Annotated in this window: 13 protein-coding genes and 1 other annotated feature; of the genes, 7 read left to right on the forward strand and 6 right to left on the reverse strand. The window is 36.8% G+C overall.

The annotated features are described in order from the left end of the window. Window positions 1–53: 53 nt before the first annotated feature. Entirely contained in the window at window positions 54–2,240 is a 2,187-nt protein-coding gene (locus MKY80_RS01495; RefSeq protein WP_089987079.1) for an MMPL family transporter, read from the reverse strand. Window positions 2,241–2,358: 118 nt separating this feature from the next. Between MKY80_RS01495 and MKY80_RS01500 the strand changes: the two genes are divergently transcribed. The 5 genes from MKY80_RS01500 to MKY80_RS01520 all read left to right on the forward strand — a co-directional run bounded on the left by MKY80_RS01500 (window position 2,359) and on the right by MKY80_RS01520 (window position 6,182). Next, on the forward strand, window positions 2,359–2,988 hold the full coding sequence (locus MKY80_RS01500) for a TetR/AcrR family transcriptional regulator (RefSeq protein WP_237068896.1): 630 nt from the start codon (window positions 2,359–2,361) through the stop codon (window positions 2,986–2,988). A gap of 238 nt (window positions 2,989–3,226) precedes the next feature. Beyond that, complete coding sequence (locus MKY80_RS01505; RefSeq protein ID WP_255319038.1) at window positions 3,227–3,358, forward strand: hypothetical protein; 132 nt, start codon at window positions 3,227–3,229, stop codon at window positions 3,356–3,358. 83 nt (window positions 3,359–3,441) lie between these two features. Continuing rightward, complete coding sequence (locus MKY80_RS01510; RefSeq protein WP_004227758.1) at window positions 3,442–3,870, forward strand: DUF1641 domain-containing protein; 429 nt, start codon at window positions 3,442–3,444, stop codon at window positions 3,868–3,870. Between the two features lie 45 nt (window positions 3,871–3,915). Continuing rightward, window positions 3,916–5,100 (forward strand): NAD(P)/FAD-dependent oxidoreductase, encoded by a 1,185-nt coding sequence (locus MKY80_RS01515; RefSeq protein WP_008176337.1) that lies wholly within the window; start codon window positions 3,916–3,918, stop codon window positions 5,098–5,100. A gap of 128 nt (window positions 5,101–5,228) precedes the next feature. Further along, window positions 5,229–6,182, forward strand: a complete 954-nt coding sequence (locus MKY80_RS01520; RefSeq protein WP_089987080.1) for a methyl-accepting chemotaxis protein — start codon at window positions 5,229–5,231, stop codon at window positions 6,180–6,182. A 67-nt stretch (window positions 6,183–6,249) separates the two neighbouring features. On the opposite strand, the gene MKY80_RS01525 is transcribed toward MKY80_RS01520, so the two are convergent. Then, the gene (locus MKY80_RS01525) at window positions 6,250–7,911 is read right to left on the reverse strand and encodes a M20/M25/M40 family metallo-hydrolase (RefSeq protein WP_090002389.1); all 1,662 of its coding nucleotides are present in this window, start codon (window positions 7,909–7,911) and stop codon (window positions 6,250–6,252) included. A 238-nt stretch (window positions 7,912–8,149) separates the two neighbouring features. Between MKY80_RS01525 and MKY80_RS01530 the strand changes: the two genes are divergently transcribed. Further along, window positions 8,150–8,878, forward strand: a complete 729-nt coding sequence (locus MKY80_RS01530) for an IclR family transcriptional regulator (protein WP_008176332.1) — start codon at window positions 8,150–8,152, stop codon at window positions 8,876–8,878. 40 nt (window positions 8,879–8,918) lie between these two features. Here the strand turns inward: MKY80_RS01530 and MKY80_RS01535 are convergent, their stop codons facing one another. Then, window positions 8,919–10,160 (reverse strand): MFS transporter, encoded by a 1,242-nt coding sequence (locus tag MKY80_RS01535; RefSeq protein ID WP_342531637.1) that lies wholly within the window; start codon window positions 10,158–10,160, stop codon window positions 8,919–8,921. A gap of 64 nt (window positions 10,161–10,224) precedes the next feature. Next, window positions 10,225–10,487: a binding site (T-box leader), on the reverse strand. 36 nt (window positions 10,488–10,523) lie between these two features. Beyond that, entirely contained in the window at window positions 10,524–11,165 is a 642-nt protein-coding gene (locus MKY80_RS01540; RefSeq protein ID WP_342531639.1) for a hypothetical protein, read from the reverse strand. A 64-nt stretch (window positions 11,166–11,229) separates the two neighbouring features. Here MKY80_RS01540 and MKY80_RS01545 point away from each other — a divergent pair, with 64 nt between their 5' ends. Continuing rightward, the gene (locus MKY80_RS01545; RefSeq protein WP_089987084.1) at window positions 11,230–12,198 is read left to right on the forward strand and encodes a zinc-binding dehydrogenase; all 969 of its coding nucleotides are present in this window, start codon (window positions 11,230–11,232) and stop codon (window positions 12,196–12,198) included. A gap of 47 nt (window positions 12,199–12,245) precedes the next feature. On the opposite strand, the gene MKY80_RS01550 is transcribed toward MKY80_RS01545, so the two are convergent. Next, window positions 12,246–13,052 (reverse strand): EcsC family protein, encoded by an 807-nt coding sequence (locus tag MKY80_RS01550; protein ID WP_008176324.1) that lies wholly within the window; start codon window positions 13,050–13,052, stop codon window positions 12,246–12,248. Between the two features lie 149 nt (window positions 13,053–13,201). Then, window positions 13,202–14,563, reverse strand: coding sequence for a PLP-dependent aminotransferase family protein (locus MKY80_RS01555; protein ID WP_089987085.1), 1,362 nt, complete (start codon window positions 14,561–14,563; stop codon window positions 13,202–13,204). Between the last annotated feature and the right edge of the window lie 90 nt (window positions 14,564–14,653).

Consider the following 14,653-nt stretch of genomic DNA (forward strand, 5'->3'; position numbering starts at 1 on the left):
TAACACGGATATTAGCAAGTAGAGTTGCTAATGACCGTGTTATTTAAAATAGGCTAGACTTCTTTTTTGAATAGTTTTCCTGGCCAAAAGGCGTATTTGCCTAGAACCGTTGTAATGGCTGGTACAAGCAATGGTCGAACAATGAATGTATCCAGAAGGACACCGATTGCAGTGACGACACCGAATTGAACAAGTACTTGAATTGGTAATGTTGCCAGAACAGCGAAAGTCCCTGCTAAAATGAGACCAGCGGATGTTATGACACTTCCCGTACGGACAACTCCTTCTTCTACAGCTGTTAAATGATCCGTTGTTTTACGTTTTTTCCAAATCTCTGAAATCATAAAGATATTATAATCTTCGCCGAGCGCTACTAAGAACACGAATGCATACAACGGGATAGCTCCAGAAATGGCTTCTGCCCCCATGATATGATGTAAAATCAGCCAACCTGCCCCTAATGCTCCAAAGTAAGAGATGATCACGGTTGCTAATAAATAAACAGTGGCCGTAATGGAACGTAAATAAACAAATAATAATAATGCTATTAAAGCAATCATAGTTGGCATAATAACCGTTTCATCACGCTTAGTTATTTGTTGGGTATCATACTGACTAGCAGTTTCTCCACCGATCCAAACATGCTTATCAGCATTTTTAAGCCCACTTTGCTCCAGCATTTCGACAACTTCTGCCTTTAACTCAGGAATATGAGCCAATGATTCCTTTGCATAGGGGTTGGCATTTAAAGATAGCTCATATAACTGAATAGCGTTATTTTTTTCACCTATTTGCACATCTGCCACGCTATCAATATAAGAAATTGTTGAAAGCTGTTGCTGTAAATTAATTTCATTTTCCTCTGTATCAATCACTAATTGTACAGGTGCTAATTCTCCAGGCGAAAAATTCTCTTCTATTAAAGTGAAGCCTTCTCTTGACGGCATGTCTTTTGGGAAGGATGAAAGTAGATCAAACGTATATTGAATACGTGGAACGAATGCCGCTAATCCACCAAGTAAAATAACAGTTACAGTAATAACTATCCATGGCTTATGCGTAACGAAATGTCCGATTTTATGACTAATCTTATGTGACGGCTTATGTTGTTTCTTCCCTTTGCTAAGTGCCATTTCTTCTGTACGTGGAACAAATGGAAAGAAGGCTACACGACCAATGATAACAAGAATAGCAGGGAGGACAACGAGAGCTGCAATTCCCATTACAAGTACACCAAAGCTGAATGGTACTGCAAAGCGTTGGAATGCGCCGTAATGAGCAAGACTAAGGGTAGCTAGGCCAATGACCACCGTCAGGGCACTCATTAAAATAGCACCACCTGATTCTTTCACAGCGAGTTTCATTGCGACAGTTTTATCCTCAACATGGAAGAGAACTTCTCGGTATTTAGAAATCAGGAATAAACAATAATCCGTACCTGCGCCAAAAAGCAATACCGTCATAATAGAGACAGCCTGCGAATCTTTATCAATCCATCCTTGATCCGCAAAGAAGCCTAATGTTGGGCTGATCACTCCATAGGCAAGACCTACAACTAGTAAAGGAATAATAGCCAGTAATGGCGAACGATATATGATAATAAGTAATACTAAAACAAGCAATACGGTTGCAATTAATAGCTTCACATCTGCTTGGGAGAATAAACTAACAGCATCAGTAGCGATTCCAACTGGCCCTGAATAACGTACATGAAGCATGTCATTCGAAAGTTTCTTATCTAATTGAACTTTGTTACTCTCCATTACTTTTGTAAGTTTATCTAAACTACCTTGTAGGGCATCTGTAGCGACACCTTTTTCAAAAAACACAGGTGTAACAATGGTTGTGCCATTTTCTGAAGCAGCGGCTGATAGAGCCTGCGGTGGCATTTTATCAAATGGTGGAACCATCGTTTGATGAGCTAATGGTTTAGCTTGAAGCTCACTGTATATACTTTGTATAGCCGAATAGTCTTCAGTCGTTAGACCGCTGTCTCGGTACCAAACTAATAATAATGGTGTACCGGCATCATTAGGGAATTGTTCGGCAATCATTGCCGCGGCCTGTTCAGACATTTCCGTGTCAGGTAGGTTTTTGCCTGACTCACTTTCGATGCTATTAATTTGTGGCCAAGCAAAAGACAATACAATGACTAATAATACCCAAAAGGCTAGTGCTAATAAGCGCCCTTTTTTACTTGCAACCATTGAGCCCCATTGCTCAAGTGGATGTTTTTTCATGAGAAGACCTCCATTTCATGTAAGTGATTTAATTATATATACTAGAAGGTTAATTAATCAATCTAGAAATACTGATATGTTATAATATGAGTAAAAAGACTGCTTATTTATAAAGGAGGTGAACTTGTTGAAACAGTCACCGCGTATGCTTGGAAGACCTCGCCATGATGAAAATGCGAAACCGACAAAAGATCTAGTCCTTGAGACGGCTACAAAACTTTTTATTAAAGAAGGCTACAAAAATATTTCGATGGATGATGTAGCGAAAGCTTGTAACGTAACAAAGGCGACTATCTATTACTACTACCCAACTAAAGGCGAATTGTATACATCGGCACTCATTGCTATGATGGATCGCATCAGGCTATCCATTCTACAAATTTTGGAGCAACAAAAACCATTTAAAGAACGTCTTGAACAGCTCGTTGAAGTTCATTTATCAGCAACTATTGATATTGATATGAATAATTTTATGCGGGAGGCCTCCATCAATTTATCGGAATCTCAGTTGAGACAAGTACAAGCATCCGAAAATGAAATGTATCAAACGATTGAGCAGGCTATGCAAATGGAGATGGAGAAGGGCACGATTCGAAAAGGGAATGCCAAGTTTTTTGCTCATAACTTTATGGCATTGATGACAGTAGGGTATTTTAAAGATGGCGATGGAAAAACTTTGTTAGGTTCAGTAGATGTAACAGCAAAAGAAGTAACAAATTTCTTTTGGCTGTCTGTTCAAAATAAATAAAGCTTTGAAAGGAGTTATCTCATTAAATTAGAGATAACTCCTTTCATTGTTATATTTCAAAAAAGGGTTCTAAAAACGACAAGAAAGTGAATGATCATAAAAAAATTTGATGCATTAGAAAATTTATGATAGTAAGGCAGTTAATAGTTGATAAAATCAATGAATTTTGAAAAGATTGTCGAAATTGTGATTTAGCGCATTGAAATAATGTACAAACAGTCTTATAATGAAGGTTGTAATGTCACCAAGACAAGATAAGGATGGTATTATGATGCGCTTTTTGCGACTTAAAGTTAACATTGTAATAACAAGTCATACGAATCGCTATCCAGCCCTTGTGACTGGTGATTGTGTAGGATATACGCTGTAACGACTGTTAAGTTTTACCTTAATGGTCTTTTTTACATGTAAGCAATAAAAAATAGTACTAGTGATGGCAAAGGAGAGTTCAAAATGTCAGAAACGAATAACCAAACACAGGCTGAACAAGTAACTGTGAGTAAAGAGCAATTAGATGTACTAGATCAATTACTAAAACCTGAAGTTCAAGAATCACTTACAACTTTAGTTGAGCAATTACCAAAGTTAACTGAAATGATGACTTTATTAACGAAATCATACGAGTTTGCTCAAGCTGTTGCAACAGATGAAGTGCTCAAAAATGATACTGTTGGTGCAGTAACAGAAATCGCTGGACCTGTAGTAGGCTCTGCGAAAAACCTAGCAGCAACTGCAATTGAAGCGAAAGACCGAGCATCTGAAAGCCACGAAGTAATTGGTTTATTCGGTCTTGTGAAAATGTTAAAAGACCCTCAAGTTCAAAATGTATTCCGTTTTGTTAATGCTTTCTTACAAGTAAGCTCAGAACGCAAAGCTAAATAAGACTTAAGGTAAATTCAATTCGTAAGGACGGAGGATTAATTAATCATGTCAAAAGAAATCGTCATCTTAGGTGCAGGTTACGCTGGCGTTTTAACTGCATTAACAGCACGTAAGTATCTATCAGCTGATGAAGCTAAAATTACTGTAGTAAACCAATTCCCAACACACCAAATTATCACTGAACTTCACCGTTTAGCAGGTGGTACAATTGCAGAGGGTGCTGTTGCATTACCACTTAAAAAAATCTTTAAAGGTTTAGACATCGATCTACACATTGCAAAAGTAACGAAATTCAATGTAGATAATAAAAAAGTGGATTTAGATAATGGCTATACATTAACGTACGATACGCTTGTAGTATCTTTAGGAAGCCAAACTGGTTTCTTCGGTATCCCTGGATTAGAAGAAAACTCAATGGTTCTTAAATCAGTAAATGATGCCAATAAAATTAACAAACATATCGAAGATCGCATTAAAGCATATGCACAATCTAAAGATGAAGCAGATGCAACAATTGTTATCGGTGGTGGCGGTTTAACAGGTGTTGAGCTTGTTGGTGAAATCGTGGACAACTTCCCGAAAATCGCTGCAAAACACGGTGTTAACTTTGCGGATCTTAAAATTAAACTTGTTGAAGCTGGTCCAAAAATCTTACCAGTACTTCCGGATACACTTATCCAACGAGCTACTGAAAGCTTAACAAAACGCGGTGTAGAATTTATTACTGGAACACCTGTAACTGGTGTTGACGGCAACGTTATTTCTCTAAAAGACCGTGAACCAATTATTGCAAACACACTTGTATGGACAGGTGGGGTAGCACCACTTCCACTAGTAGGTGAATCAGGCCTTGCAGCTGATCGCGGTAAAGCAACAATTAATGAATTCCTACAATCTACATCTCACGAAGATGTATTTGTTATTGGTGACGCATCTGTAGCATTACCAGCTGATGGTGGTCGTCCACTTTACGCACCAACTGCGCAAGTTGCGTGGCAAATGGGTGAGCTTGCTGGTTATAACGTCTTTGCACAATATAAAAATCAAGAGATGAAAACATTCTCTGCAGTGAACTCTGGTACACTTGCAAGCCTTGGCCGTAAAGATGCGGTTGCTACAATTGGTGCAAGCAACACAGAACTTAAAGGTCTTCCTGCAACATTAATGAAAGAAGCTTCAAATATTCGTTATTTAACACATATTAAAGCTCTATTCGGTTTAGCTTACTAAAAATTATTATCCCACTTCCATTAGGAGGTGGGACTTTTTTATGGAAAGTTTGCTCTTACGATATTTGTTTATTAATTACTTCAAAGAGAGTAAAATTAATACAAATCTAGTTACTGGAGTGATGACATGTGTTAACGATATTTCAATCAAAAAGAGAAGATATAGAGCAATTTAAGGATAAAATTGATGAGTTGAATGCAAAGCTAGATAAGAAGGACCATGAATTACAAATTTTTCTCAATGAATTACATAAGGAATTAATTTCGACGATTGGACAGCACGATATAGTTAATCATCAACATGTCATTTTGGGTGAAATGGTTACTACTATTTTAAACGAGTTTAATCGTGTAGAAAACAGCACCATTGAATCCAATATCATATCTGGCCATGCTCTAGAAAAAGGAAACTCTTTAATTCTTTCTTCAGATGAAATGGTTTCTTTATCGATTGATAGTAAACAAGCTGTAAAAGAAGTTCAGCATGTTATTGATGAGCTTGGTGAGCAATCAAGAAAAACAACAAATAGTATGAACCATTTAAGTGAACGTTCAAAGCAAATAACAGATATCGTCAAAGTCATCAGTGAGATTTCTAATCAAACCAATTTACTAGCATTGAATGCATCTATTGAAGCAGCGAGAGCAGGGGAGCATGGCAAAGGGTTTTCAGTCGTTGCAGAAGAAGTACGAAAGCTTGCTGAAAATACCAAATCAAGTACAGAGGATATTGTGAATCTTACGAAAAAAATTGAGGATCAAATATCTGAGGCATATGAGGATAATAAAAATAATATGCAACTGGTGACAGAGGGACTTCAAAAGAGCACGGATACGTCTGAGCAAATTAACGTATTACTCCAAATCATTATGAATGTCCAAGGTGAAGTGAAGGAATTACTTCACTATATAGATAGCCAAAAAATTTCGACTGAAGATGTCATGAGTAAATTTAAAACAACAACAGTACTTTTTGATGAAACAAATAAAGTTTTAACTGACCATATTGATGAATCAGATATGGTCACAAAAAAATTACTAGAAGCAGTTGAAAAGGTGAAGGGTTTCCCTCATTCAATTTAACTATAGTTTTACTTGATACATAAAAAAGCACCGTTCTAAAAATGATTAGAATGGTGCTTTTTCGATACTAAAGTTTGGATTTGAATATTTCTTTTGTAGCTTTCTGTATTAGCTTTGGTAGCACGCCGAAGGAATAAGGCTTATAAACTCTCTCAGTCCATTTGTGTCCATCTTTTCCGTATACACCCATAGTAATAGAAGGGATATTCATTTCCTTTATTTTCTCAAATGGTAGGGGATAGAGTGTATCCCATTTTGGGAAGTTATTGAGCAACTCTTGAAGTTCCTCTTGGGTAGCATGAATAGATAAGAAGCTTCCATCCGCTAAGTAAGGGAAAAAGCGCTTAACTTGAAATACTTCGCCTGTTTCATACGCTACCTCATCAACGACTTGTGATATGGTCTGCTTTAATAACTGATCTCTTACCACATTTTCCTTTAAATAATTATGGGGTAGGAATGGTGGTGCAAAGAATAGCACAACTCGAGGCTTATGCTCTGGATCTGCCTTTTGCAGGGCATCAACGATTGCAAACGACTGTTGGCGTAATTCCTTGCCTGCATTTTTTCTCAAGACATCAGCAATAATAGGCTCGGTTTGAATACCCTTTCCGTTTAAATAAACAATAAGCTCATCATAAGTAACAACCTCTATATGCCATGATAATGAACGCTTAGGTACGTTGGAGCGTTCAATATATTTCTCATACTGAAGCTGTAAATATTGTTCTGCCTCAAGACATGCCTGTTGTGCGACAGACTTAAGTTTCTTAACAACATGATCTGGTGACTCTTCATATAAAAAATAGTTAAAATAAATGTGGCTAGTAGACGCCGTTTGTACCGTATAGGATTCTTTGGTGTCACGTTGGTATAAGCATGTAGGTGGAAGGATAGTTTCTCCTGCAATTGCCTCCGTTAATGCTAAATTATTATGAATACGCTCTGTTATTTTAGCTGCCACATAATTGGGATCTATACCACTTAATGTATCTCCCACATGTACTTCCCGCCCATAAATGTGGAAGGAGGGTAGTAACTTTCCTGCAACACCAGTATAAATATAACGGTGAGGATCTTCACCATATAAAGGAGTTGTAAAGTCAGTATTAATCGCCATTAGAAAATCTAGTGCTTGTTCCATTTTTAAACGATTAAGCTCATCTAATGCATCAATAATTCCATTATGCTCTGCTTCTTCGCCACCGTTTAAAATAAGTAATATATTTCCTTCTAATTCATGAAGATGATTGGTGAAATATTGAATATTGGCAATATGGACTGCAGCTCCGCTTTTCATATCTACAGCTCCACGCCCAAACATCCAGTCGCCACTTTGAGCATCCTTCTGTACATCCGTATTTCCTTCATAGGTTTTAAAGAAATCCTCAAGCTTGGTAGGAGAAAAAGCAAACTCTTTTAAATGACCATAATCTTCTATATCCACTGTATCTAAATGAGCGTGATAAATAATTGTCTTTTTTGTTGCATGAAGACTTTTTACGAAGGCAAAAAGATTTTTTCGGCCAATGGGGTCCTGTTTTACGTTTAAAGTCCAAAGAAATGCAGGGTTTTCTTGATAGTAAGGGAATTCCTTCATTTTCTCATAGATATACTCGATAATTTTCCCTTCACCTTGAGTACCATTAATACTATTAATAGTTACTAACTCATTTGTAAGCTCTTCAATTTGCTTTGCGATGGGTAACTGTCTTAGTTGTGAATACATGTATATTGCTCCTTTTTTGTTCGATTAGATATCATTCAAAATAGCAACTATATTTACTTAATTGTTTCGTTATATGAAAATAAATCCGCATTGTGGAATATAATTCATCATATAAGAAAAAATCGTAAACGTCAATTTTAATTTTTATAAAATTCTGTTTCTTTTTATTAATTTATTCGGTTGCAAGTCTATATAAATGAGTAAAAATTCGTTAAAATGAATAAAAGGAGGATGAGCAATGATTCAATCCATTGAAAGAGCAATGATGATTATTCATGTACTAGCCAAGAATCCTAAACGATTCTTTTCTGTTCAAGATATATATAATGAAACAGACTTACCTAGCAGTACAATTTATCGTTTATTGTATACATTAGAAAACTTTGATTTAGTAGAAAGAAATGAGGAAAAAAAGGAATTTCGTTTAGGGTATACATGGTTACAGCTCGGCATGAAAATGTACCACCATACAAATATCCGAGAAAAAGCCCATCCTTTATTAGAAGAGCTTGCCATTAATGTGCGGGAAACAACATATTTAAATATTCCAAAACTAAATAATTCTATTATTATTGATCGTGTAGATAGCCCAAAAAATGTACGTATCATTGATATGATAGGTGAAAAAATCCCCTATCCGATTGGAGCAGCGAATAAGGTATTACTTGCATTCTCAGAGAAGGAAATGCATGCAGGCTTTCTAAAAAATATAAATGATCTTGAAAAAATAGAGTTAATGGAACAATTAAATGTCATCAAAGATAAGGGATACTCCATTAGCTATGGAGAAAAAACAAAGGGAACAGTATCGGTGGCGGCACCTGTTTTTGATTTAAATAAAGAACCAATTGCAGCTATTAGCGCAGAGTGTTTTGAGTATGATACAGATACTGAAAAATTAGAAAGTATTGCAAAGGAAGTCACAAGAGCTGCTCACCTACTTTCACAAGAGCTAGGTCATATGTAAATAGGTCTTTTCCACGTAAGGAAAAGCCCTATTTTTTTGTTTACCTAGGAGAAGTACTTTGATACAAAGTCGCTTTAGACGGGCGTATCGTTAAAATAAATAAAATGAAAGCTACCATCACCATGACAAATGAAGCACTTACTATAACAAATCGTATAGAAATAAATTCAGCAGTCATTCCAAATGCAGCAGTCAGAATTATGATGAAAAGGGCTTCAAAAAAACCATAAATACTCCCTATACGTCCCATGCTTTCAGCAGGGATATTATTTTGGTAAAAAGTATAGAAACCTGTATTCGCAAAAGCTGTTGCGAATGATAAGAGAAAGCAACCTAAAGCTGCCATAAAAAAAGTATAGGAAGAAGTAAACAGTAAATAACCGAAGGCCGTCATTATAGACCCCATGCCGATTAACCAAGCAGTAGAGGTTTTTTCAACAAAGGCTGAATTGGTTAGAGAGCCAATTAATACACCGACACCTGCAATACTGACTAAAACCCCATATTCTCCCTCTGATAAAGCAAGTACTTGAGTGGCAAAAGCAGCCTCTAAAGAATCAGTCGCTGTCATCAATACAATGGTAGCACTAAATAATAAATAGACTGCCATCACATAGGCATTTTTTAAGCTAAAATGGATGACCAATTTCCAATCATGGAGCCATATTTTATAAAGTGTTGCATTTTCTGTACGATGAGCAAAGCCTAATTGTACATGTCCTTCAACGTCTGGCATCTTTATAGTTATGCAGGCAGATAAAAATAAAGCAATAGCATTTAAGTATATAGCCATATTCGGTGTGCCTATTGTAAATAGAAAGCCTGCTATAGCTGGACCTGTTAGGAAGGCCCCAGAATCAAGCAAACTACGTAATGAGTTAAAGCGTTTTCTTTGCTCTATCGGTATCAATTTAGTGATATAAGTCATAGAGGTAGGATGATACATAGAACTAGTAGCTGTAATGATAAAGACTAAAATATAAATCCATCCTATGCTCGAAAAGCTGGGAAGTGCGACAATCAATATGGACCGGCAAAGATTCAATAGAATCATCAGGTGTTTTTTATTAAAGCGGTCTATTAAACTACCAGACCAAAAATTAGTAAACAATGTGGAGAGGGCCCTTACAATATACAAGCCAGAAACAGCAAGTGCTGATTCCGTCAGATTGAGTACAGTAAGGTTCAAAGCAATAAAATAAATCCATTCACCGATACTAGAAATACCAATACTACTTAAAAGGATAATTGGATAGCGCCACGATTTTAAAGATTTTTTCATATAAATTCCTCCTTCAGCAAAAGTGATCTTGCAAAATAAAAAATCCCACCCCCAAGACAGTAGTCTTAGGGACGAGACGGAAGAATTTATGCTCACGTGGTGCCACCCTAGTTCACTAGTATGTTGCCATAATAGCCTTTTCAGTACGGCATGAATGAATGCTTATACTGTAACTCTATAACGGGAGTACCCGTCGCACCATCATTCTAATAGAAATCCAATGCGCAACTCTGAGGCTTGTTTCAATAATTAGTTCTTGCTCGTTTTCAGCAACCGGAGCTCTCTGGGAAGAACAGCCTTATTTACTCTTCTCTTCACTGTATTTTGGATAGTGTAGCATATATAGTTAATTTTGGTAAAGCGCTACATTGAAATAGATGGTCCATTTTTTTGAATGTAAGCTTTCAGTTGCATGAAAAGCGACTCGCAAAACTGGATAGTATGAATCATATTGGAAGCATCCTCAAGGGAATGATTAAGACCATCAAAAACAGCGAGATCGAGAGTAGTAAGTTGAGCTATTTTTTCCTGTGAAAAATGTGGATCTGCTGTGCCAATCGCCAAAAATGCTTGTTTATCTAATAGATTAGCCATTGTATGGTCTAGTGACAATAGAGGTGTTAAGAGTATATATCGAGTAGGTATTAAAGACGACTGTTGCATATAAAAATCTATTATAGGTAAGGTTCCTAATGATTTGCCTATATAAACGGCATTTGTATAAGGCTTTGTTCTTGAGCAATGTTCTACAATAGGATTGACAACGCTATAGACCATATTTGAAATGGCCTGTGGTTCCTGCTCAAACAGTTGTTGTTCAAACGAATAATTGATTTGGATAACATCATATCCAAGCTCTAACAGTAGTAATCGTGAATAATAAAGAACAGGTTTTTCGTAGCTATAGCCTGTACCAGATAACATAAAGCATATGCTATTGCTGTTTTGATCAAAAAAATCATAGGGTATTCCATTACAATTCTCTTGCATAGGTTTAATTTTCATAAAGATATCTCCAGTCTTTGGAAATTTAGTTTATAATTCGACTATAACAAGGAGGGAGAAAAAAATGAAGGCTATAGTAATAAATGAATTTGGTACGTCTGATGTATTAACATATACGGAATATCCAAAGCCTACAATCTCTACAGGAGAAATCCTAATACGTACAATCTATACGAGTGTGAACTATGCAGATATTAAAAACCGTACAGGTAATAAGGCTAAAGGAAATTTTCCAATGATTCTTGGGTTAGATGTTGCTGGTATTGTAGAAGAGGTTTTTAATGAGAAAAGCAATTTTCAGAAGGGGGACCAGGTCATTGCATTTCCGATAAATGGTGCATATGCAGAGTATGTCGTAGCAAAGGAACAATTGGTTTTTAAAGTCCCCTATGATGTACCGCTAAAGAAGGTAGCAGCTGTGCCAACTGTATCGTTTTTATCGTACATCTTAACACATCAGATAGCACCTATTAGTCAGAATGATTCGGTATTAATTCATGCTGCATCTGGTGGGGTAGGAACAATGCTTATTCAAATGGCCAAAAAGCTAGGCGCTAAACAAATTATTGGAACTGTAAGTACTTTGGAGAAGGCATCGATAGCTTATCAGCTTGGGGCAGATCTTGTTCTTACATACGATCAATTTAGTGAACATGTAAGAGGCTTTACTGGAGGTCTTGGTGCCGATATTGTCTTTGATTCCATTGCGGGAGCTATAACAGAGGAAAGCTTAACTTGCCTAGCACCATATGGCACACTTGTACAATTCGGCAATAGTGGAGGCAAGGCAGGAATTATTAAAACATCGAATTTACATAGTAGCTGTCGTAATGTAAAAGGATTTAGTCTTGGTACGACTAGGGACTTAAGACCGGAAATGTTACAACAGGTTGCTCAACATATTTTTACTTTATTAAAAGAGGATAGTTTTCAAGTGCCCATTGCTAAAGAATTTTCATTAGAGGATATGCCGAAGGCTCATGAACTGATGGAAAGTCGTCAGCATCAGGGAAAAATAGTAATAAAAATATAGAAACAAGGGGAGAGTGACGCTCATAGGAAGAGCGCCATCTCTCTTTATCAACGGTCTAATTCATTTAGTTTTTCATATATACGTCTTTTTCGATATAGCATAATACCCGTTTCAGCAACATCTTGAATCATGCCTTTATTTGCGTATGCGCCGAAGATCATACCAGCAATAGGTATCATTTGAAACAGTTTTTTCCAGCCCATCTGGTCCCGATACGTATAAAATACCTCCTGCCAGCCTTGTAGCTGGGAAATCATATTATCAGTAGCTTTATTAGTACTATTCATAGTGGAAAGCTCCTGTAGGATGGCTTCCTTACCGACGATATCTGCTGATGTGAATTGCAGGCATTTCACAATAAAAATTCGCTCCATTTTATCGTTAGGGTCATAGCCATGTATAATAGCAATTTCTTGCAATGTCTTCAGTGCGGTTCCTAAAATAACAGGTATATCAATAGCCAAGGTAAATATTCCGCCAAATCCAGTAGAAGCCCCTTGAACAGTCGCAAACTTTACACGCTCATTTTGCAATTTATCACTAAGAGTAATCATATCCTCTAATGGGATTTGACCAATATCTGAAATGCCCAAAATATGCTCTGTGGAAGAATGGTTACGGATTTTTTGAATCATGGCTTGTTCATTGATTAAATATTTTCCACCGGATTGTATGTAGTTCCCTAATTCATCGACTAATAATGCAATTTTATTTTGAATAAAAGTAGGCGTCATTTTATCTAACAACTTAAACGGTATTCTACCTAGTTTCTCCCAAAACCATAAATCCTTTTGATCCTTTTCCCAAACCTGAATTTCCTGCAAGTGCTGCTCTAATAGCTGACGGTTCTCCATTATTGTCTATCCCCTTATGTGTTCTTTTACTTTACATACGAAAAAAATAGTATAAGGTTTCGCCTTGTCTTGATTCATCTGTATATTTTTTGTGTCGAAAATAAAGGTTCAAGTACAAATGGACTCCGACCATCTAATAAAATGATATGTTATTGCCAGATGGAAGCAAGGAGTGCAATACCTTCATCTATTTGCTGAAGTGTCAGTCCCCCATAGCCTAAAATGATTAAAGTATCCTCTGTACCATGCTGATAGGAAGTAGAACATGGATAGACAAGAATTCCAATGTTTTGAGCAAGTTGAATCGCATTTTTCTCAGAGAGTCTATTAGGTAACTTCATCACGATATGTAGCCCAGATTTTTCACCGATGATTTGAAATTCCTCCGAAAAATGAGTGGAGATAGCAGTTAGTAGAGCTTGTTGTTTTTTACGATAAACTGTCCGCATTTTCGCTAAATGTTTATCAAATTGACCTTGTCCAATGAAATCAGCTAAAACAAGTTGCTCTACTCTGGAGACAACTGATTTTTGATCATGGTTAAAGGCATTAAACGATGCAATTAATGACTTTGGTAAAATCATATAACTGATTCGCAAAGAAGGCAGCAACGTTTTAGAAAATGTTCCAAAATAAATAACTCGCTGAAGCTGATCCATTTTTGCTAAAGAGGGGATTGGCAGCCCTTTATAACGAAATTCTGAGTCATAGTCATCTTCAATAATGTATGCCTCATTCAAATTTGCCCATTGCAACAAGGCGGCTCTTCTCTCTACGGTCATAATCATGCCCAAAGGAAATTGATGAGCTGGTGTTGTGTATAACATGTGAATTGTTTTTGAAGGAAGAGTTATACCGGCTTTATCCACAGGGATGGCCTTTGTAGACAAACCGCATTGTCGTAAAGTAGTATGTGCCCGTTTAAAACCCGGTTCTTCTACTCCGACCTTACTCTGGGGACCTAAAAAGAGACTAAGGGCTTGAAGTTGACTTTGTGTTCCACCATAAACAAACACTTGTGAGGCATCACAAACAACGCCACGTGAACGTTGTACATAGCGCGCAATTTCAGATCGTAAAACGTCTTCTCCTGCCCAAGGACTTGTGGATAAATTATTCCTGTTTACATGTTTTTTCAGGAGCTTATGCCAAAGTGAATAGGGAAAAGCCTCGTTATCCACATGCCCGTTATGAAAATCATACTGAATGTCATTGGATATGATTGTCCTTAGAGGAACCTCATGCTGCTGTTCATCTTGTACCCAATCAAATTCAAAGGGAGCAATAAAATAACCCGACCGTTCTTTACTATAAACATAACCTTCTGCCAGTAATTGTTCATAAGCCTCCTTCACAGTATGTACACTTACATCGAGAGTTCGTGCAAGGGCTCGCTTAGAGGGTAATTGCTCATGACCTAATAGCCTTTTAGATAAAATAGACTGTCTAATTTCTTCGTAAATCTGAATGTATTTGGCTGAATCTCCTGTCAATGAAATGGATAGCTCCACAAGATAACCTCCTCTGATATGGTCTGGTTTTTAATAATTGGTACTTTCCATCCTATCAATTTTACCGTTAAATAATTAAAAAAGGAGTGA

Source organism: Lysinibacillus sp. FSL R5-0849 (assembly GCF_038595075.1).
Classification (GTDB): Bacteria; Bacillota; Bacilli; order Bacillales_A; family Planococcaceae; genus Lysinibacillus; species Lysinibacillus fusiformis.